Source organism: Arthrobacter sp. 01T425, assembly GCF_056398725.1.
In genome coordinates, this window is sequence record NZ_JBFTPY010000003.1 from 60,834 (window position 1) to 79,412 (window position 18,579).

Here is an 18,579-nt window from a genome sequence, read left to right on the forward strand (position 1 = left end):
GCTATGACTTCAGGCACTTCGGCTGGGCCGACATCTTGGCCAGCTTGCCTTTCGAACAATGTAACCCTCCTTGCCGCTGGCCTGCCTGTCCGCGCCCCGGCCGCCCACAGGCGGAGATTGGTATGCGAAACGTCCCAATAGCTCTGAAATAGGTATTTCCCCTAACTAATCCGCCCTCCTAAGCTGGTCGGAGTACGGCATATCGCCTGCTTCGAGCTGCCCGGGAGCTTCTTATGGAGACGCGCCACCTCAAGTACTTCATTGCAGTGGCCGAGGAACGTCACTTCGGCCGCGCAGCCCAGCGGCTGCACATGGCCCAGCCGCCATTGTCCCAACAGATCCGGCAGCTGGAGGAACAGCTCGGCACACCCTTGCTGCTGCGCACTACGCGCAAGGTGGATCTCACCCCAGCCGGACAGGTCCTGTTGGATCGAGGACGGCTGCTGATGCAGGAACTGGAAGCTCTGGAGGAGGACGTCCGGCAGGTCGGCGCAGGTGCCACTGGCGTCCTCCGCGTCGGCTTCACCGGAACAGCCACCTACCGGCTGATGCCCAGCATCGTCCAGGCCGCCCGACGCACTTTTCCCGGGCTCCGCATCACCGTTCAGGGCGAAATGCTGACGCCGCAGATGGAGTCCGCACTCGAGGACGGAAGGCTCGACGTCGCCGTCCTCCGACCCCCAGTCCGCTCCGGAACTGTGGCCCTCAAACTGCTCGAACAGGACCAGCTGGTCGCGGCACTCCCGGCGGATTCGCCGATGGCGGAAAAGGGCACCCTGGAACTGGCGGAGCTCGCCGGCCAGGACTTCGTCGGTTATCCGAGCTACTCCGCGGTCAGCAGCATCGTCGTGGATGCCTGCCGCAAAGCCGGGTTCCAGCCGCGGCTCGTCCAGGAGGCCAGGGAAACCTCCACCCTGCTCTCGCTCGTCGCGGCAGGGATGGGGATCGCCCTAGTGCCGATGACTTCCCGGATGTTTTCCTTTCAGGGTGTCGTCTTCCGTCCGTTGCATAACCCGCCGCCGGTCGACCTCGCCGTTGCCTGGATCCGCGACGCTGAGACACCCCTGCTGCGCAGCTTCCTGCAGCTCTTCGATTTACCTCCCACATCGGGCCCTGGCCAGCAACAGCCCCCGCTTCGCCCCGCGGAGTCGCCGGCCCAGTCCCTGCCACAGTCACAACCCGCATCCGCAACAAAGGAACCACCCCGTGAAAATTGACCGCATTGAGGCCATTCCCTACGCCGTTCCTTACGCGCGGCCGCTGAAGTTCGCCAGCGGCGAGGTGACTTCCGCGGAACACGTGCTGGTCCGGATCTACACGGACACCGGCATCTGCGGTATCGCGGACACCCCGCCGCGGCCCTACACCTACGGCGAAACCCAGGATTCGATCGTCTCGGTGGTGACCAAGGTCTTTGCCCCGCAACTCATCGGGCTGGACCCGCTGGACCGCTCCAAGGTCCAGCAGCTGCTCCGGCGCACGGTCAACAACCCCACGGCCAAGGGGGCCCTGGACATCGCCCTCTGGGATGTCATCGGGATCTCGCTGGGCACCCCGGTGCACAAACTGCTGGGCGGCTTCACCGACAGCATGCGGGTCTCGCACATGTTGGGCTTCAAGCCCGCCGCCGAGCTTCTGGAAGAAGCGCTGCGGTTCCGTGAAAAGTACGGCATCAACACCTTCAAGCTCAAGACCGGGCGGCGGCCCCTCTCCCTCGACGTCGAGGCCTGCCATGTTTTGCGGGAGGGCCTTGGCGAGGACGCCGAGATCTACCTCGACGCCAACCGTGGCTGGACGGCGAACGAGGCCATGGAGGTCCTGCGCAGGACCGAGGGCCTGGGCCTTTCCATGCTGGAGGAGCCGTGCGATGCCGGCGAGGCGATGGGCCGGCGCCGGCTGGTGCAGAGCTCGAGCATCCCGATCGTGGGCGACGAAAGCGTCCCCACCCTGGGCGATGTCTCCCGCGAATTGCTTTCCGGCGGCAGCACCGCGATCTGCATTAAGACTGCGCGCAGCGGTTTCACCGAAGCCCAGCAGATCCTCGGCCTCTGCGTGGGCCTCGGCGTGGACGTCACGATGGGCAACCAGATCGACACCCAGATCGGCAGCCTCGCCACGGTCACCTTTGGTGCGGCGTTCGAGGCCAGCTCCCGGCGGGCCGGGGAGCTCTCCAACTACCTGGACATGACGGACGACCTGCTCGCGGAGCCGCTCGAAATCAACGACGGCGCCATCCGGGTCCGCGAGGTCCCCGGCGTCGGCGCGGCCATCGACGCCGACAAGCTGCAGAAATACCGACAGGACTAGGCCGGCCCGGCCCCGCATCCTGCCCTCAGAACGCCCGCATACCGCTCCCCACCCCGCAAGGAGAACCACATGCTGTACCTGGTCCGCATGGACGTCAATATTCCGCTGGACACGCCCAAGGAACACGCCGACGCCATCAAGGCGGAAGAGCGGGAGTATTCCCAGCAGCTGCAGCGCGACGGACGCTGGGCGCATTTGTGGCGGGTCGTGGGCGAATACTCCAACTACTCGGTGTTCGACGTCGCGGACAACGACGAGTTGCACACCCTGCTCTCCGGACTGCCGCTCTTCCCCTACATGGACATCAAGGTGACGCCGCTGGCCATGCACCCGTCCGCTGTGGAATAGCCCGGCCCCTCGCTCGAACATTCATATCCAAAAGCTTTCAATGGGCCGGAAATAGGTATTTCCCCTCGATCAATTACGGGCCTACCGTTGAATCAACACCGGTTGTGATGTGCGGCACGGCACTGAGCGAAATTTGCCAGTCCGGAACCGCCGACCGTTTTTACCATCGTTCTTTTTTGACAAGGGAGTCACCATGACAATGGAAACCGAAGCCACAGCAGCTTCCTCGGGCGCAGGGGCAACCGCCCGCTTCCGGGAGAACAAGCACCTCGCCGCCGGCACCAGCCAGGAGCGGGTCAGCACGCTTGCCGGCCGCGTCATCAAGGCGATCAACGACACCGTCCTGGACGAGAAGGTCACCTACGACGAATACAACGCTTTCAAGGCCTGGCTCATCCAGGTCGGCGAGGACGGGGAGTGGCCGCTGTTCCTGGACGTATGGGTGGAGCACTCCGTCGAGGAGGTCGCCAACTCCAGCCGCCACGGTTCCAAGGGCAGCATCGAGGGACCGTACTACATCCCGAACGCCCCCACGCTCAACACCCCGGCCACCCTGCCGATGCGCGACGACGAACCCGGCACACCGCTGCTGTTCCAGGGCCAGGTCACCAACGTCGCCGGCCAGCCGCTCGCCGGAGCACTGATCGAACTGTGGCACGCCGATGACCTCGGTTTCTACTCCCAGTTCGCCCCCGGGCTGCCCGAATGGAACCTCCGCGGCTCCATCATCGCCGACGCTCAGGGCAACTTCCAGATCAACACCATGCAGCCCGCGCCGTACCAGATCCCCACCGACGGTGCCTGCGGTGCCCTCATCGCCGCGGCCGGCTGGCACGCCTGGCGGCCGGCCCACCTGCACCTGAAGGTTTCGGCCCCGAAGCACGAGCTCATCACCACCCAGCTCTACTTCGAAGGCGACGAGCACGTCGCCGACGACATCGCCTCGGCCGTAAAGCCCGAACTCGTCCTGGCCCCCACCGAGCGCGCCGACGGCAAGGGCCGCGAAGTCACCTATAACTTCGTGCTCGATCCCCGGGGCTAAGCCCCCCTTTTCGGCGCCGGGGCCGGAACCGCCCGGCCCCGGGCCCAACCCCAATATCATCCCCACCACCCGCCGTAATGCCGCGTGCCCAAAATGAAGTGGCCGCAGCCGCCCGGCCCCCGGATCAGTCGGGTCAGAACATCACACGAAAGTGAGTTACCGGTGACTAAACTCGCCTATAACGTCCAGGACGTTATCGACAACACGCCCATGGGAATCAAACGATGGTCCATCGTCGTCCTCTGTTTCGTGATCGCACTGCTGGACGGATTCGACACCCAGTCGATTGCATTCATCGGACCGGCAATCGCCGAAGACTTCGGCCTGCAGGCCACTGACATGACCTGGGTGATCACCGCCAGCACCGTTGGCATGTGCGTGGGCGCAATGTCCCTTGGCACCTTCGGGGACAGGATCGGTCGGAAGAAGACCATCCTGCTCGCACTGGCCCTTTTTGGTGTGTTCTCCCTTGCCGGTGCTTTTGCTCAATCCCTGGAGCAGATAGTCATTCTGCGCTTCCTCATTGGCCTCGGCATGGGCGGGGCCACCCCGGCGCTGCTGGCACTGACCGCCGAGTACAGTCCCAAATCGCGCCGCGGCACGTTCATGACATTGGTGTTGCTTGGCCTGCCCGGTGGCGCGCTACTCGGTGGGCTTATGGCGGCGGCATGGCTGCCAGTGATGGGCTGGCGTGGCATCTTCCTAGCCGGCGGCGTGCTGCCACTTGCCATGGTTTTGGTCTGCAGCAAGATTCTCTCCGAATCGCCGATCTTCCTGGCGGCCAAGGGCACCTCCGCAGCCGACGCACAGGCGCGTCAGATCATGGCCTCAATTTCCGGGAGCCCAGTCAGCCCGGACGCCGTGCTCGCAACCAACGACAAAATGCAGGAGCGCAGCTCCGTCGCCGCACTTTTCTCCGCTAAGTACCGGATGGTCACCATCGCGGTCTTCGCCACCTACCTGCTCAATTGGATCGCGTGGTTCCTGCTGCTGCTCTGGATGCCAACCGCGCTCAAGATGTTGGGGCTGGCCGGCTCGCAGGCCGCGATGGGAACCGTGACCGTCAACGGCGCCTTTATCCTCTTCGCCATCCCTCTGTCCATCATCCTGCCCAAGGTCAACCCCAGAAAATTGCTGCTGGTCATGTTTGCGGCGGGGATCGTCATCGCGCTGGGCCTGGGCCTGGCCGGCTCCAACTTTGCGCTGGTCTTCGTGCTTATCGGGCTGGCCGGCTTCGGCATTGGCGGCCAGCAGTTGGCCCTGAACTACCTGATCGCCAACGCCTACCCCACTCAACTTCGTGCCACGGCTACCGGCTGGGGCATCGGAATTGGCCGCCTCGGTTCCATCGTGGGCTCCGCCCTCGGCGGGCTCATTCTCACGGGACTGGGCGTCTCCGGCTACTTCATGGCACTCGCGGTACCCCTGGTTCTGGCCGGACTGGCCACCCTGATGGTGCGAAGCTCGACAGTTAAAGCCGAGATTGCTTCGACGGAGCCGGCGCCACGGGAACGTGAAGCCATCAGCTGACGCGGGGGCAGCTACGCAGGTATCGAACTGGCCTCAACGGCTGAAAAATCCCAATAAGAGAGGACGCACAGCAATGCGTTTTACCGACAAGGTTGTTGTGGTGACCGGCGCTGCCCAAGGGATTGGTGCCGTCGTCGCCCGTAAGATTGCGGCCGAGGGAGGCACCCTAGTGCTGGCGGACCGGTCCGAGCTGGTCATTGAAGTGTGTGCTGAGCTGACGGCCAGTGATGCACCCGCACGATACTTCCTTTGCGATCTGGAAACTTATGCGGGCGCCGTGAAGCTGATGGCCTACGCCGTGGCAGAGTTCGGACGCATCGACATCCTGATCAACAACGTCGGCGGTACGATCTGGACCAAGCCCTACGAGCACTACGAGGAGGACGAGATCGAGGCCGAAGTACGGCGCTCCCTCTTCCCCACGCTGTGGTGCTGCCGCGCAGTGCTGCCGCACATGGTCGAACGGACGGCCGGGGTCATCGTGAACGTCTCCTCGATAGCCACCCGAAGCATCAATCGCGTTCCATACGCGTCGTCCAAGGGTGGGGTCAACGCTCTGACCGCGTCGCTGGCGTTCGAAGCCGCTCCGAAGGGCATCCGGGTAGTGGCCACCGCGCCCGGCGGCACCGAAGCTCCGCCGCGGAAGGTCCCGCGCAACCCGAACGCGCAGTCCGCCCAGGAAGAGACGTGGTACCAGCAGATCGTGGAACAGACCACCGAAAGCACCCTCTTCAAGCGGTACGGCACGCTGGAAGAGCAGGCAGCTCCGATCTTGTTCATGGCCTCTGACGACGCCAGCTACATCACTGGCGCGGTGCTGCCGGTGGGCGGCGGGGACCTTGGGTAATTCAGCGCGGCCTGAACAACAGCAGAAAGGAGAAGTCGATGACTCAGGAAGTCATGGGATGCATTGAAGAACGAGAATTGCGCCACGCCTTTGGCACGTTCGCCACCGGTGTCACGGTGGTCACCACCCGGACGGACGACGGCGTTCCGCACGGCGCCACCGTCAGCGCCTTCACCGCGGTATCCCTCGACCCGCCGCTTGCCCAGGTCACACTGACCCGGTCCTCGCGCGGCGCCCGGTATCTGGAAGCTGCGCCGTTCGCTATCAACATCCTGTCGGTAGAACAAAAGGATGTGGCCCTGCACTTCGCTGGCAAAGTCCTTGACGCGGAACCGGAATGGACGCTGGACGGCAACGTCCCGGTGCTGATGGGGAACGCCGCGACGCTTAAGTGCCGGCCGTGGAATATCTACGACGGCGGCGACCATATCATCGTCGTCGGCGAGGTCATCACACTGGACGTCACCAAGCGGGAGCCCCTCGTGTTGTTCGGCGGCGAGTTCCACAATCCAGGAGGAAGGATCGTGGGTGCCCGGCGGGATAACTCCGGCGATGCTCCCGAATCGGACTGGTTCGCCGGCTCCAGTTCCTTCAGGCCGCTTCACGACCGGACACCTGTCTAATCTGACCGGCCCTGCAGGGCGCAGCGATCTACATGTCGGGCTATGCGACTCAGTCTCCCGAGTAAATGACCTCGGCCAAACTCAGGCTCGCCACGGCCTCCCTGGGCAAGCCCGGAACCAAAGTCGGCGATCTCTGCACCGAACTCGGCATCACCCGCCAGACCCTTTACCGGCACGTATCACCGACGGGCGAGGTCCGCCCGGATGGCAAAAGTTGCTGGCGAAGAACTAGGCCGGCGGCGGCCGAACAACTCCGACTCATGCACCGTCCGGATGGAAAGGACAACACATCTTGGACACTTGCGTATCCACTGAAATACTATGGGTGTCCGGGCGATGGCTTCGGGCCTGCGAACTGGCGGGACCGAGTGGCGGCGTAAGCCTCCCTTCCGAGTCGCCACTGTGGAAGGAAAGTTGTGTCACCTGGTTCTGAAACGATGCGGCACGACGGGGATTCTATCTACGCCCAGCTGCGCTCTGAAATCCTGGCCGGTGCAATTGCTCCCGCCACTCCCTTGCGGGAAGTTACCTTGGGGGAACGCTTCGGTGTCTCCCGCACGCCGGTGCGCGAGGCTCTTCGCCGCCTCCAGCACGACCGTCTTCTGGACCGCGGCGCCCGTGGACTGCAGGTCCATCAGGCAACACCCCAGGAAGTCATCCAGGTCTATGACGTGCGGATTCTTTTGGAACAGGAGGCGGCCGGGCAGGCGGCCCTGTCCCACGACATCACTGACATTATGCAGCTCGAAGGCCTGGTGGAACGTGACCGCGCACTTTCGGAGCCGGATGACAACACCCGGGCGTCGACGAACCTGGAGTTCCACGCTGCCGTCTGGGCGGCTGCGCACAATCCCGTGCTCCAGGATCTCCTGCAGCGGCTGTCCACCCACTTGATCCGCACGCCGCACTCGACTCTGTCTGTGGGAGAGCGTTGGGACGAGGCCCTGGCCGAGCATTCGAAGCTGGTCGCGGCCATCACCGCCGGCGACGAAACTGCTGCGCGGAACACCGCACGCGAACACATGGAGACAGCCCGTCGGATCAGGCTCGACCTGCTGCGGAAATCGGCCTCCCACTAAGATCACCGCCAGGCTCTCCGGCTAGCTCTCCGGGCCCCGAAGCGCCAGCTTTTCTGCCTTCTCCCGGGCATCAGCCCGGTGCTGCCACGGTTGCGCCCACCGCTGCCGTTGGTAACTGCCGCGGCGGTGGCGAAGCGTTCGCACCCATCGAAGACTCGTAATGACTTGCCGTGATTGCGGTCACCATGCCACACTGTACTTCACTGTATACAGTCGTATTCCATCAAAGGAGATAGATCATGACAGCCATCACGGAGACGGACACCGTCGTTGAGTTCCGCGGAGTCGGCAAGCGCTTTGGCAGCATGCAGGCCCTGACCGGCATTGATTTGTCGGTGCGCCGTGGCGAGGTGGTCGTCATCCTGGGCCCGTCAGGGTCGGGCAAATCGACGCTGTGCCGGTGCATCAACCGGCTCGAAGCGATCGACGAGGGCCACATTCTCATCGACGGCCACGAACAGCCGGTGGAGGGCAGGGATCTGTACAAGTTCCGTACCGAGGTGGGGATGGTCTTTCAGTCCTTCAACCTCTTCTCCCACAAGACCATCCTGGAGAACATCACCCTCGCCCCACGGAAAATTCTCGGCCTGGCCAAACAGGCGGCAGAGACGCGGGCCCACGAACTGCTCGCCATGGTCGGCATCGCCGACAAGGCACACAGCAGGCCTGCCCAGCTCTCCGGAGGCCAGAAGCAGCGCGCGGCCATCGCCCGCGCACTGGCCATGGATCCCAAGGTCCTGCTCTTTGATGAACCGACGTCGGCGCTCGATCCGGAATCCACCCGCGAGGTTCTGGCGACCATGCGGAGCCTCGCGCAGAGCGGCACGACGATGATCGTCGTGACCCACGAGATGTCGTTCGCGCGGGCCTTCGCGGACCGGATCGTGTTCATGGCCTCCGGCGCCATCGTGGAAATTGCCGACCCTGAAACGTTTTTCACCTCCCCTTCCTCGGACCGGGCCAAAGCCTTCCTCTCCTCGGTCCATTAACAGCACCTGTGCAACGACGCACCCACCCTAAGGAGTCACCATGAAACGCGAGCACTTCCTGCCGGCCCTGGCCATCGCCGGCGCATTGGTCCTGGGCACCACAGCCTGCGGCGGCAGCACCCCGGCCGCCGAGACCCAACCGGCCCGGAGCTTCCCGGCCAACAGCACGATGGACAAGATCCAGAAACGCGGCAAAGTGATCGTCGGGGTCAAATTCGACCAGCCGCTCTTTGGCGTGAAGAATCCGGTCACCGGCAAGATGGAAGGCCTGGACATTGAGATGGCCAGAATCCTGGCCAAGGACCTCACCGGCAGTGCAGAGAATGTCGAGTTCGTTGAGGCGGTCACCAAAAACCGTGAGGCGTTCCTGCAGCAGAACAAGGTCGACGCCGTGATCGCCTCCTACGCAGTGACGGACGAACGGAAGAAAGTCGTCAGTTTCGCCGGACCCTACCTTGAGAGCAACGTGGCCCTGCTGGTACGCAAGGACGACAGCTCAGTGAACAAACCCGAGGACCTCCAGGGAAAGACCGTGTGTTCCACCACCGGCGCCCGCGCGGCCCAGCTCATCGGTGCGGCCGTGCCCGCGGCCAACGTGGTCCTGTTCAGCACCTACAGTGAATGCGCGCAGGCACTGAAGGATAAGAGGGTCGACGCGGTGACCACGACCGAGGCAATCCTGCTCGGTGTCCAGTCCCAGAATCCGGATGCCTACCGCATCGCGGACGGCCATTTGGCCGATGCCGAGGAATTTGCCATCGGCGTGGCCAAGGACGATGCAGCATTTCATGACTACCTCGATCAGCTCCTGACCAAGGCCATCGCGGACGGGGACTGGAAGAAGGCCTACGACGCCACGATCGGCCAGGTCAAGCCCGGCGATGTTACCCCGCCCAAAGTAACGCTGTAGGGATCCGCTGATGTCATTCCTTCTCAATCACCTCGGCGATTTTGGCCAGGGCGTGATGGTGACTCTGGGACTCGTTCTCCTGGGGGCCGCCGGTTCGGTGCTCCTGGGGACACTGCTCGCCGCACTGCGGACGAGCCCCATCAGGACGGCCCGGGGTGTTTCCTCGGCCTACGTGCTGATTTTCCGGAACGTGCCGCTTCCCGTGCAGATGGTGCTGTTTGTCTTCGGACTGCCGGTCCTGGGCATCCAGTACTCGCTCTACGCCTCGGCCGCCATCGTCCTGGTGCTCTACACCGCGCCGTTCGTAGCCGAAACCCTGCGCGCGGGCCTGAACACCGTGGACCGCGGCGAGCTGGAAGCCGGACGCGCCCTGGGCTTCGGGCCGATGGCCTCACTGAATCACATCGTCCTCCCGCAGGCCTTCGCCACGGTGACCAGACCGCTTGGCAACGTCTTCATCACCATGGTCAAGAACACCTCGGTCGCTGCCCTGGTGGGGGTATCCGAACTGACGTTCCTTTCGGACAAGATCGCGGTGGATGAGGCACAACCGTTCATTATCTTCGGCGGGGCCGCCCTCTGCTACCTCGCCATCGGGCTGGTCATCGGCCGGCTCGTATCCGCAGTCGATCAGAAGGTGGCGTTCAGCCGATGAGTACCGTATCGCTTTTTGACCCGGCCGGTCCGCGCGCCAAACGCCGCCACCTGCTCCTGGAAATCCTCACCGCCCTCATCGTGATCGCCGGCGCCTATCTGGTCTTCCGCGTCCTCTACGACAAAGGCGAGCTGAGCGCCGCGGCGTGGGCCCCGTTCGCCGAGCCCGGACTCTGGGCGCTTCTCGGCCAGGGGCTGTGGAACAACATTGCGGCCGCAGCCGTCGGCATGGTGCTGTCCATGATCACCGGATGCCTCCTGGCCTTCGGACTCGTCTCCACACACGCACCTCTGCGCCGGACCTGCCGGGTCTACACGGACGTCTTCAGCAGCATCCCCCTGCTCCTACTGCTCTACTTCACGTCCCTGGTGCTGCCCAACTACGGCCTCAAACTCGGGGACTTCTGGTTCCTGGTCATCGCGCTGACCCTGTACAGCGGGGCCGTCATCGGTGACCTGCTGCGCTCCGGGATCCTCGCGCTGCCGCCCGGTCAGGCCGAGGCCTCCCTCGCACTGGGTTTCTCCCACGTCGGGACGCTGCGCCTGGTCCTGCTCCCGCAGGCCCTGCGGTCCATGAGTCCTGCCCTCGTGAGCCAGCTCATCATCCTCTTCAAGGGAACAGCGCTGGCCTTTGTGCTCGGCGGCTACATGGAACTCCTGAGGTCCGCCACCGTCATCGGCCAGTACTACACCCGGTCCCTGCTGCAGGCCCAGTTTGTTGCCGCCCTGGGATTCCTGGTCGTCAACATCGCCCTCGGCGCCCTCGCCGTGGCCCTGGAGCGCCGCCAAAACCGCCTCGCCGCCCATGAACCGCTCCCCGTGACAGCGGCAGAGCCAGCCCCCGTACCGGCCCACCGCTAACACCCCCGGACGCGCTCCTACCCCCAAATCACCCCTATCTAACTGTGTATACAGTCGAATACCCAAGAATTCAACATGAAGGAGACAGAAAACAATGGCTGATCAGAACGAACCTGCAGCGGGAAACCTCACCAAGGCCGACGTGATCGTCGTCGGCGGCGGAAATGCCGGATTCACGGCGGCCCACGCCGCTGCCGTCCGCGGACGAAAAGTCATCCTGCTCGAAAAGGGCACCAAAGACATGGCCGGCGGCAACAGCTTCTACACCGCCGGCGCCACACGCATCGTCCACAACGGCCTGGATGACCTCCAAGAGCTCGTGGAACCGGACGAACGGCACAGCCGGACCGTCGTTCCGCCCTACAGCGCTGAGGAATACGCGTCTGACCTGGAAAAGGTCACCGAAGGCCGCAACGACCCGGCACTGACGGAAGTCCTCATTGCCGAGAGCCAGTCCACCCTTCGGTGGCTCAACAGCCTGGGCCTGAAGTACCGCCTGATGTACGAGCGTCAGGCCTTCGAGCGTGCCGACGGGTCCTACCTCTTCTGGGGCGGCCTGCACGTGGGAAACGTGGGCGGCGGCGAAGGCCTGATCGAAGACCACACCCGGGTCGCTGCAGAGCTGGGCATCGAAGTCAGGTACGGCCACGCGGCCCAAAGCCTCATCGTTGAGAACGGCCGTGTAGCCGGCGTCGTCGTCAACACCGCTGAAGGGGAGCTGCGCCTGAGGGCAGAATCCGTGATCCTCGCCGCCGGAGGCTTCGAGGCGGACCCGAAGCGGCGGCGGGAGTACTTGGGCGAAGGCTGGGAAAACGCCAAGGTACGCGGCACTCCCTACAACACCGGCGACATGATCGCCGCAGCGTTGGAGATCGGCGCCACCAAGGGCGGAGACTGGGGCAGCTGCCACAGCGTCCAGTGGGATGCCTTTACCGCCACTAACGAAAGCAACCGCGAACTCACCAACCGCCTCACCCGGCAAAGCTACCCGTTTGGAATCATCGTCAACACCGACGGCAAGCGTTTCCTGGACGAGGGTGCCGACTTCCGGAACTACACGTACGCCAAGTACGGCAAGGAAATCCTCAAACAGCCCGGCTCGGTTGCGTACCAGATCTTCGACGCCGGCCTTCGGCCCATGCTGCGCAGCGAAGAATACGAGATGCCCGGCATCTCTGTCGAGGTCGCCGACACCCTCGAGGACCTGGCCGTCAAAATCGGCATAGACCCGGAAAGCTTGTCCAAAACCGTGACGGACTTCAACAGCTCGATCGAGCGCTCCACCCCGTTCGACCCCAACGTCAAGGATGGCCGGAAGGCCGCCACCGAACCGGTCAAGAGCAACTGGGCCGCCCCGATCGAAACCGGACCCTTCTACGCCTACGGCGTCACCTGCGGAATCACGTTCACCTTCGGTGGCATCAAGTCCGACACCCACGGCCGCGTCCTGGACGCAGAGGGCAAGCACATCGAAGGCCTGTTCGTGGCAGGTGAAATGCTCGGCGGACTATTCAGCGTCAACTACCCGGGGGGCACCGGACTTGCTGCCGGGTGCGTCTTTGGGCGGCGGGCGGGCGTCCTGGCGTAGGGCACGGATCCACTGCACTTCTCCTCAAAAACCCGGGCGGGCCACCGCCGGCTTCACTCGCTCCGACGCTCGTCGCAGTGACCGGGACTGAGGGAGAGCCGGCTCTTGACGGCGAAACCTCCCCCGGGAGATTTGCCCTGATGTTCGCGAGCAAAACGGGTCTCCCGAGCGGACCATCACCACCGACTGCCGGCCCATTGTCCGGCACAGATGGGCGCTCTTCCCGCACTCCATCGCAACAGGCAGCCCGATAGTCGGGCGTGGGAAGAGAGCCCATAAGGAGGAGGCAGGGTGGCGGAAACGCCGCCCTGCGACCTCCCCCGACGCTCAAACGATTCCGGCACCGCAGTCGCCCCAACCCAAGGACAACCCATGACGCCCCGATCGTCCGGATCTCATACAGAAAACCGGAAACCCGCCCCCGTTGCCAACTGGTCCAAGCTCTCACGGGCCGACTACGTGCAAATCCACCAACACGGGGAAGTCATCGCTACCGGGCGCATCGACATGCTGGCAGCTGACGGCAACGTGCTTTGGCTCCATCTCGCGGGCGGCAACGAACGCGCCATCTTTCTCCAGAGTGACGGGCTAAGAATCTACCGAAGCCACCGCAGCGCAGCCAACTGACGGAACAGCTTCATCCGAGGACCGTGCTGGTGCTGCAACGCGCGGCCCGACAACAGCTGAACCGGATCATGGAACCGGGCCACCAGACATTCGGCTAACGTCACGATGACCAGTTCAGAGTGCAGAGGACTTCTGACATTCCGTGCCTCGACTGCTGAAAATGACAACTTTCGAAGCCCATGGCTGAAAGACCACGCTGTCTCAGTAATTGATCGTTATTGAGAACGGCGGGACCACCCCTTTGGCTCCTTATGCGCGCTATCGTGTGGCATGAGCTGTGGAGTTGGTCGCTCTGTGGCCGCGTTTTTTGGTCGGTCCGTGTCGCAACAGTGCCCGTAAGGCGAGCACCTATTCCCAATACATCGCAGCCGCACGTGAGCAGAGGCGCATCTCATGACCGCCGACACGAAACGCCGAGGCTAGTCGACGCACCGGATCGCGTCGCAGACGGTCACGGCTGGGCGTGACGCTCCAACGCGTCCAGAGTCGTCTCGGGCGATGTGTTGAAGCAGAAGGTGATTCCGGGCGATTCCGCATTGCACACGTTGATGATCCGCTCGAAGAGCTCGGTGTACTCCGGGATCATCCTGATGCCGCCCCCGATCATCACGAGGCCGAAACGATCACGACCGAACGCCGAGCGAATCTCTGCTTCGGCCTCGTCCGGGGAGGTGCCGATCAGGCAGTTGACGGCGTCGAAGCCGGCGGCCGTAGTGGCCCCGAACCCCGCTTCGATCCGTTCGGTCATCGTGGCCTCGTCGAGGCCAGGAGGCAGCTTGCTATAGTCGAGGGCTCGCGCGTGGATGCCGATCATGAGGATTCGAGTCATGGGCCTCATTGTGGCATGCACCCGAAACACTTGGCTGCGGGCCCGCTGGATCCTTGCTCGACCCGCCCCGCCCCAGATGAGCTGTTCCTGTAGTGCAGAGGACTCGTGACGTTCCGTGCAGACGACTTCGGAAAATGACATTGGTGGGCCGGCTCCAGGTTTGCGAACCGCCCGTTAGACGATCCCCCACCGCGACACCGTCCGCCCGCACTGGCGCTGCGAGAAATCAGATACAGATACTGGAAACTTGGATTCGCGCATGCCCCGCCCGCGAAACTGTCCCGCTCAGGTTGGACAATCGCGACAGTTGCACCCCTGCCCGCGCAGATCATCGGGCTACGCCCGGATCTCCACCAACGAACAGGACCTGACAGCGCCACGCAATGCGCTTTTTGGCTGGGTGTCCCCAGGGGGCCCGATCTATTTCGACAATGGCTGACCGACAGGAAAAAGAAACGGCCAGGACCAAGCGAAAGCCGTGGCGGCTGTTCGAGCCGGCGACGCCCCTTGTCGTCACCAAACGCGATAGGTTGGCCCGGCTCCTGCCCGCTGCTCGAGAACATTGCCGAGGACACAACGAAAATTTCCCAGGAGTTCTGGCTGCCGACAGGGATGACCATAGAGTTTTTGATCCCGAAGTCGCAGCAGGTCATGCAGTTCCAAGCGCTCCCGGCCATGAAGGAGTAAGCAGCAACACCGCTGTCCAAGGCAAGAGGAGGAGCCGCCAGACCAGCCGCCACCAACAAAAATGGGCCCCCGCAGGGGGTCCATAAAGGAGATTTGTACACATTCAGAGGCCCAACAAGCCCCTGCACAGGGAAAACACGTGCCCGAGGTGGGACTCGAACTGCATTCCCTCCCTTGCAAACACTGGGAAGTCCCCGAAACATGCGCAATCCGGGCCAGTCCGGCACCAGTACGACCCGATCCGCAGCCCAAAGTGTGCACAATGTACACACGCCAAATTGCCCAGTTCAAGGGAATGCGCCCGCTCCCCAATCCGGGTGCAGCTGTTCTGTATTCTGCGCCAGCAGCCGTCCGGAACGGAGTTCCGGCCAGCCGCAGCATCAGGCGCCCTCTGCCGCGGTGGACAGAAGACCCGTTAATGGCGTTTGGAATCAGATGACATCGGTAGGCCGCAATATTCTGCCCTGCAAACTAGATGAGGCCCTGGGCGAGCATCGCGTCGGCTACCTTCACGAAGCCGCCGATGTTCGCGCCCAGCACGTAGTTACCCGGGTCCCCGTACTCGTCCGCGGTGGCCGCGCAGCGGTCGTGGATCCCGACCACGATCTCCGTGAGCCGTTCCTCGGTGTGCGCAAAGGACCAGGAGTCGCGGCTGGCGTTCTGCTGCATTTCCAGCGCCGACGTGGCCACGCCTCCCGCGTTGGCGGCCTTGCCCGGGCCGAACAGGATGCCGGCTTCCTGGAAGACCGCGACGGCGTCCCGCGTCGAGGGCATATTGGCCCCCTCCCCCACCGCCAGCAGGCCGTTGCGGACCAGCCGGGCAGCGGCGTCGCCGTCGAGCTCGTTCTGCGTGGCGCACGGCAGCGCGACGGTCGCGTCGATGTCCCAGACGGAGCCGCCCTCCACGTAGGAGACTGCGGAGCGCCGGGCTTCGTAGTCCTTGAGCCGTCCGCGCTCGACCTCCTTGATCTGGCGCAGCAGCGCGACGTCGATCCCGGCCTCGTCCACGACATAGCCGGAGGAATCGGAGCAGGCCACAACGGTGGCGCCGAGCACCTGGGCCTTGGCGATCGCGTTGATGGCGACATTGCCGGAGCCGGAGACCACCACGCGCTGGCCGTCGAAAGACTGGCCGCGGGTCTTAAGCATCTCTTCGGTAAAGATCACGGCGCCGTAGCCCGTAGCTTCGGGCCGCACCAGCGAACCGCCCCAGGAGATACCTTTGCCGGTGAGGACGCCGGATTCGTAGCGGTTGGTGATCCGCTTGTACTGTCCGAAGAGGAAGCCGATTTCGCGGCCGCCGACGCCGATGTCCCCGGCCGGGACGTCCGTGTACTGGCCGATGTGGCGGTACAGCTCTGTCATGAAGGACTGGCAGAAGCGCATGATTTCTGCGTCCGAGCGTCCGCGGGGGTCGAAATCGGAGCCGCCCTTGCCGCCGCCGATCGGCATGCCGGTCAGGGCATTCTTGAAGATCTGCTCGAAGCCAAGGAACTTAATGATTCCAAGGTTTACCGAGGGGTGGAATCGCAGGCCACCCTTATAGGGGCCCAGCGCCGAATTGAACTCCACCCGGAAGCCGCGGTTGATCTGGAAGCTGCCGGCGTCGTCCGTCCACGGCACGCGGAAGATGATCTGCCGTTCGGGCTCGCAGAGCCGCTCGAGGACAGCTCCTTCAAGGAACTCCGGGTGGCGGTCGTGCACCGGTCCGAGACTTTCAAAGACCTCGATGACTGCCTGGTGGAACTCCATTTCGCCGGGATTCCGTGCCAGCACCGTGTCCCGGATGACTTCAAGCCGTGCGTCCACTGCAACTCCCTAAACTCTGGCGCCCCTCAGCGGGCGCAACAAACAAGCCTTTCCATGGTTGCACTGCGCCTCGCGGGAATTCTAAATGAAGCACTGACAGGCAGCCCGTATGACGCGAATGGCTGAACCTTCGTGGGCTCCATGCATTACCCCGTCAACCCGGCGGAGCGGGGTCCTGCCGTTCGTCGTCCTCGAGAGATTGTTGCTATCCAAGGCCGGTGCGCCAGAAGGAACAGGTCGCAGCCGATATTCCGCGCATTAGAGTCTGCTGCTTGGGAAGAGTCAGGCAGCAGACCCTGCTGCCGGGACCGGCACAGGGGTGTAAGGTCCCATCCTTGAGCATGGCCCAGAGGACGTTGAGTCGGCGCCGGGCCGGGGAGAGCATGGCCTGGTTTTGGGCATTCCCTTCGGTACGTTTGCGGTCGTAATAGGCCCGGGAGGCGGGGCAGCACTTCAGCGCAGGCGGGCGTTCAGGTCCGTGACTCGCTGCAGAAAACTAGGGGCAGCCGATGTGGCATGCTCGAAGGCGTAAGCAGCAGGATGTTTGCAAAGTAGAGGGCCAGCATTCCAAAGAATGCTGGCCCTCTACTACTTCCTGAGGAAAACCCCGGACTTTTTGATACCGTGAATCAGCCCGGCGGTCGCAACGTATCTTTCCATGCACTCCTGTCGGGAGTACTGGCCCGCGTATGACCAATTTGTCTCGCTAGGCCAATTTTGCATCGTCAACGCCGTTCCCCGCGAGCAGACCGGCGTCGCCAGTGGTATGAATGCCAACATCCGCACCATCGGTGGCTCCCTTGGGGCCGCCATCATGGCCAGCATCGTGGCCGCCGGCGCGGACCCCGCAGGGCTCCCCGCCGAATCCGGGTACACGAACGGGTTCCTCCTTCTCGCCGGGGTCATGCTTCTCGCTGGCATCCTCGGGCTGCTCATCCCACGCATCAAGCGCCACGTCGTGGGCACTCATACCGAAGAGCCCGACGTGCCGCACCGGCACGGGGAGATGGCCATGGTCGCCGGAGGTACAGTAGTTGGCGACGAATCGGAGTAGCCCGCCCCATTGTTCGGAACGCATCCACGACCTGCAAGGGAGCAAACGATGACAAATTCAACCCATACAAGCGGGCATGACCAAGCTAAGACATCGGAGGTGCGAACCCTTCGGCGTGACGCTGCGCAGAACCGTCGACGCCTCCTCGAAGCCGCCCGCACCGTGTTCGCAGAGCACGGCCTCGACGCCGGAGTCGAAGAGGTCGCTCAGGCGGCCGGAGTGGGAGTTGGCACTCTCTATCGGCGGTTCCCCACGAAATACGCCCTCATTGCCGAACTCGTCCGCGAGTTCATGGAAGAAGTAGTGGCTCTTGCACGGCAGGCGGAACAGGTCGCTGACGGCCGCGGCCTGGAGCACTTCGTATACGCACTGGGTGAGGTCCAAGCCGCGAACCGCGGGTGCCTCGCCCGCATCTGGACCGATGACACCAGCACCGCCCTGCGGGACGAGTACCGAGTGCTGGTCGCTGGCCTCCTAGCCAACGCGAAAGCACATGGCGCCATCCGGGACGACGCCGCTGTCACCGACTTGGATCTTCTGTTCTGGTCACTCCGCGGCATCATCGAGACCGCAGGTGAGCTCTCGACTCCCGCATGGCGGCGACAGGCCGCCATCTGCCTAGCTGGCCTGCGCCCCTCCTCGGACACGCTGGCCGACCTGCCGATCGGTGAAGAGATCGTCGTCCACTCCCGCGAGTCTTCCCTCCTGAGCTAACTCCGGGTCTGGGTATCGATCGCCCAAGGGCCACTCTTAGCACCGGTTGCTGCAGCTGCCTACGGTGTTGACCTGGCCGCC

At 63.7% G+C, this 18,579-nt stretch carries 18 protein-coding genes and 1 pseudogene; 16 read left to right on the forward strand and 3 right to left on the reverse strand.

Features of this window, described 5'->3' with window-relative positions:
• Positions 1–233: 233 nt before the first annotated feature.
• From AC1DNG_RS05525 to AC1DNG_RS05590, 14 genes are all read left to right on the forward strand, one after another.
• Entirely contained in the window at positions 234–1,217 is a 984-nt protein-coding gene (locus AC1DNG_RS05525) for a LysR substrate-binding domain-containing protein (protein WP_476850852.1), read from the forward strand.
• Positions 1,207–2,307, forward strand: coding sequence for a mandelate racemase/muconate lactonizing enzyme family protein (locus AC1DNG_RS05530; RefSeq protein WP_476886825.1), 1,101 nt, complete (start codon positions 1,207–1,209; stop codon positions 2,305–2,307). Before AC1DNG_RS05525 ends, AC1DNG_RS05530 begins: the two co-directional genes overlap by 11 nt.
• A gap of 69 nt (positions 2,308–2,376) precedes the next feature.
• Entirely contained in the window at positions 2,377–2,655 is a 279-nt protein-coding gene (gene catC / locus AC1DNG_RS05535) for a muconolactone Delta-isomerase (RefSeq protein WP_476886826.1), read from the forward strand.
• 193 nt (positions 2,656–2,848) lie between these two features.
• Positions 2,849–3,697 (forward strand): catechol 1,2-dioxygenase, encoded by an 849-nt coding sequence (gene catA, locus AC1DNG_RS05540; RefSeq protein ID WP_476850855.1) that lies wholly within the window; start codon positions 2,849–2,851, stop codon positions 3,695–3,697.
• Positions 3,698–3,859: 162 nt separating this feature from the next.
• Positions 3,860–5,227, forward strand: a complete 1,368-nt coding sequence (locus AC1DNG_RS05545; protein WP_476886827.1) for an MFS transporter — start codon at positions 3,860–3,862, stop codon at positions 5,225–5,227.
• Positions 5,228–5,300: 73 nt separating this feature from the next.
• Positions 5,301–6,074 (forward strand): 1,6-dihydroxycyclohexa-2,4-diene-1-carboxylate dehydrogenase, encoded by a 774-nt coding sequence (locus tag AC1DNG_RS05550; RefSeq protein WP_476858157.1) that lies wholly within the window; start codon positions 5,301–5,303, stop codon positions 6,072–6,074.
• A 38-nt stretch (positions 6,075–6,112) separates the two neighbouring features.
• A complete protein-coding gene (locus tag AC1DNG_RS05555) occupies positions 6,113–6,697 on the forward strand; it encodes a flavin reductase family protein (RefSeq protein ID WP_476886828.1) in 585 nt (194 codons plus the stop codon).
• Between the two features lie 416 nt (positions 6,698–7,113).
• Positions 7,114–7,776 (forward strand): GntR family transcriptional regulator, encoded by a 663-nt coding sequence (locus AC1DNG_RS05560; RefSeq protein ID WP_243178471.1) that lies wholly within the window; start codon positions 7,114–7,116, stop codon positions 7,774–7,776.
• A 239-nt stretch (positions 7,777–8,015) separates the two neighbouring features.
• Positions 8,016–8,765 carry an amino acid ABC transporter ATP-binding protein gene (locus AC1DNG_RS05565; RefSeq protein ID WP_476850859.1) on the forward strand — a complete coding sequence of 250 codons (750 nt, stop codon included), beginning with the start codon at positions 8,016–8,018 and terminating at the stop codon, positions 8,763–8,765.
• Between the two features lie 40 nt (positions 8,766–8,805).
• Positions 8,806–9,675 carry a glutamate ABC transporter substrate-binding protein gene (locus AC1DNG_RS05570; protein ID WP_476850860.1) on the forward strand — a complete coding sequence of 290 codons (870 nt, stop codon included), beginning with the start codon at positions 8,806–8,808 and terminating at the stop codon, positions 9,673–9,675.
• Between the two features lie 10 nt (positions 9,676–9,685).
• Positions 9,686–10,330, forward strand: coding sequence for an amino acid ABC transporter permease (locus AC1DNG_RS05575; RefSeq protein WP_476850861.1), 645 nt, complete (start codon positions 9,686–9,688; stop codon positions 10,328–10,330).
• The gene (locus AC1DNG_RS05580) at positions 10,327–11,190 is read left to right on the forward strand and encodes an amino acid ABC transporter permease (protein ID WP_476850862.1); all 864 of its coding nucleotides are present in this window, start codon (positions 10,327–10,329) and stop codon (positions 11,188–11,190) included. Before AC1DNG_RS05575 ends, AC1DNG_RS05580 begins: the two co-directional genes overlap by 4 nt.
• A gap of 94 nt (positions 11,191–11,284) precedes the next feature.
• Complete coding sequence (gene tcuA, locus AC1DNG_RS05585; RefSeq protein WP_476886829.1) at positions 11,285–12,778, forward strand: FAD-dependent tricarballylate dehydrogenase TcuA; 1,494 nt, start codon at positions 11,285–11,287, stop codon at positions 12,776–12,778.
• Positions 12,779–13,150: 372 nt separating this feature from the next.
• Complete coding sequence (locus AC1DNG_RS05590) at positions 13,151–13,405, forward strand: hypothetical protein (protein ID WP_476886830.1); 255 nt, start codon at positions 13,151–13,153, stop codon at positions 13,403–13,405.
• A gap of 451 nt (positions 13,406–13,856) precedes the next feature.
• On the opposite strand, the gene AC1DNG_RS05595 is transcribed toward AC1DNG_RS05590, so the two are convergent.
• The 3 genes and pseudogenes from AC1DNG_RS05595 to AC1DNG_RS05605 form a co-directional block, all read right to left on the reverse strand.
• Positions 13,857–14,234, reverse strand: a complete 378-nt coding sequence (locus AC1DNG_RS05595; protein ID WP_028275079.1) for a hypothetical protein — start codon at positions 14,232–14,234, stop codon at positions 13,857–13,859.
• Positions 14,235–15,392: 1,158 nt separating this feature from the next.
• Positions 15,393–16,730, reverse strand: a complete 1,338-nt coding sequence (gene gdhA / locus AC1DNG_RS05600; protein ID WP_476886831.1) for an NADP-specific glutamate dehydrogenase — start codon at positions 16,728–16,730, stop codon at positions 15,393–15,395.
• 319 nt (positions 16,731–17,049) lie between these two features.
• Positions 17,050–17,175, reverse strand: a pseudogene (locus AC1DNG_RS05605) (IS110 family transposase); the annotation flags it as partial.
• A gap of 321 nt (positions 17,176–17,496) precedes the next feature.
• Here AC1DNG_RS05605 and AC1DNG_RS05610 point away from each other — a divergent pair.
• Complete coding sequence (locus AC1DNG_RS05610; RefSeq protein WP_476886832.1) at positions 17,497–17,784, forward strand: hypothetical protein; 288 nt, start codon at positions 17,497–17,499, stop codon at positions 17,782–17,784.
• A gap of 99 nt (positions 17,785–17,883) precedes the next feature.
• Positions 17,884–18,498 (forward strand): TetR/AcrR family transcriptional regulator, encoded by a 615-nt coding sequence (locus AC1DNG_RS05615; protein ID WP_476886833.1) that lies wholly within the window; start codon positions 17,884–17,886, stop codon positions 18,496–18,498.
• Positions 18,499–18,579 lie beyond the last annotated feature (81 nt).

Bases quoted from the DNA above. Each gene is read 5' to 3' on its own strand.
- AC1DNG_RS05525 (WP_476850852.1), top strand. From the start codon at position 234: ATGGAGACGCGCCACCTCAAGTACTTCATTGCAGTGGCCGAGGAACGT.
- catC (WP_476886826.1), top strand. From the start codon at position 2,377: ATGCTGTACCTGGTCCGCATGGACGTCAATATTCCGCTGGACACGCCC.
- catA (WP_476850855.1), top strand. From the start codon at position 2,849: ATGACAATGGAAACCGAAGCCACAGCAGCTTCCTCGGGCGCAGGGGCA.
- AC1DNG_RS05550 (WP_476858157.1), top strand. From the start codon at position 5,301: ATGCGTTTTACCGACAAGGTTGTTGTGGTGACCGGCGCTGCCCAAGGG.
- AC1DNG_RS05555 (WP_476886828.1), top strand. From the start codon at position 6,113: ATGACTCAGGAAGTCATGGGATGCATTGAAGAACGAGAATTGCGCCAC.
- AC1DNG_RS05565 (WP_476850859.1), top strand. From the start codon at position 8,016: ATGACAGCCATCACGGAGACGGACACCGTCGTTGAGTTCCGCGGAGTC.
- AC1DNG_RS05570 (WP_476850860.1), top strand. From the start codon at position 8,806: ATGAAACGCGAGCACTTCCTGCCGGCCCTGGCCATCGCCGGCGCATTG.
- AC1DNG_RS05575 (WP_476850861.1), top strand. From the start codon at position 9,686: ATGTCATTCCTTCTCAATCACCTCGGCGATTTTGGCCAGGGCGTGATG.
- AC1DNG_RS05580 (WP_476850862.1), top strand. From the start codon at position 10,327: ATGAGTACCGTATCGCTTTTTGACCCGGCCGGTCCGCGCGCCAAACGC.
- tcuA (WP_476886829.1), top strand. From the start codon at position 11,285: ATGGCTGATCAGAACGAACCTGCAGCGGGAAACCTCACCAAGGCCGAC.
- AC1DNG_RS05590 (WP_476886830.1), top strand. From the start codon at position 13,151: ATGACGCCCCGATCGTCCGGATCTCATACAGAAAACCGGAAACCCGCC.
- AC1DNG_RS05595 (WP_028275079.1), bottom strand. From the start codon at position 14,234: ATGACTCGAATCCTCATGATCGGCATCCACGCGCGAGCCCTCGACTAT.
- AC1DNG_RS05610 (WP_476886832.1), top strand. From the start codon at position 17,497: ATGAATGCCAACATCCGCACCATCGGTGGCTCCCTTGGGGCCGCCATC.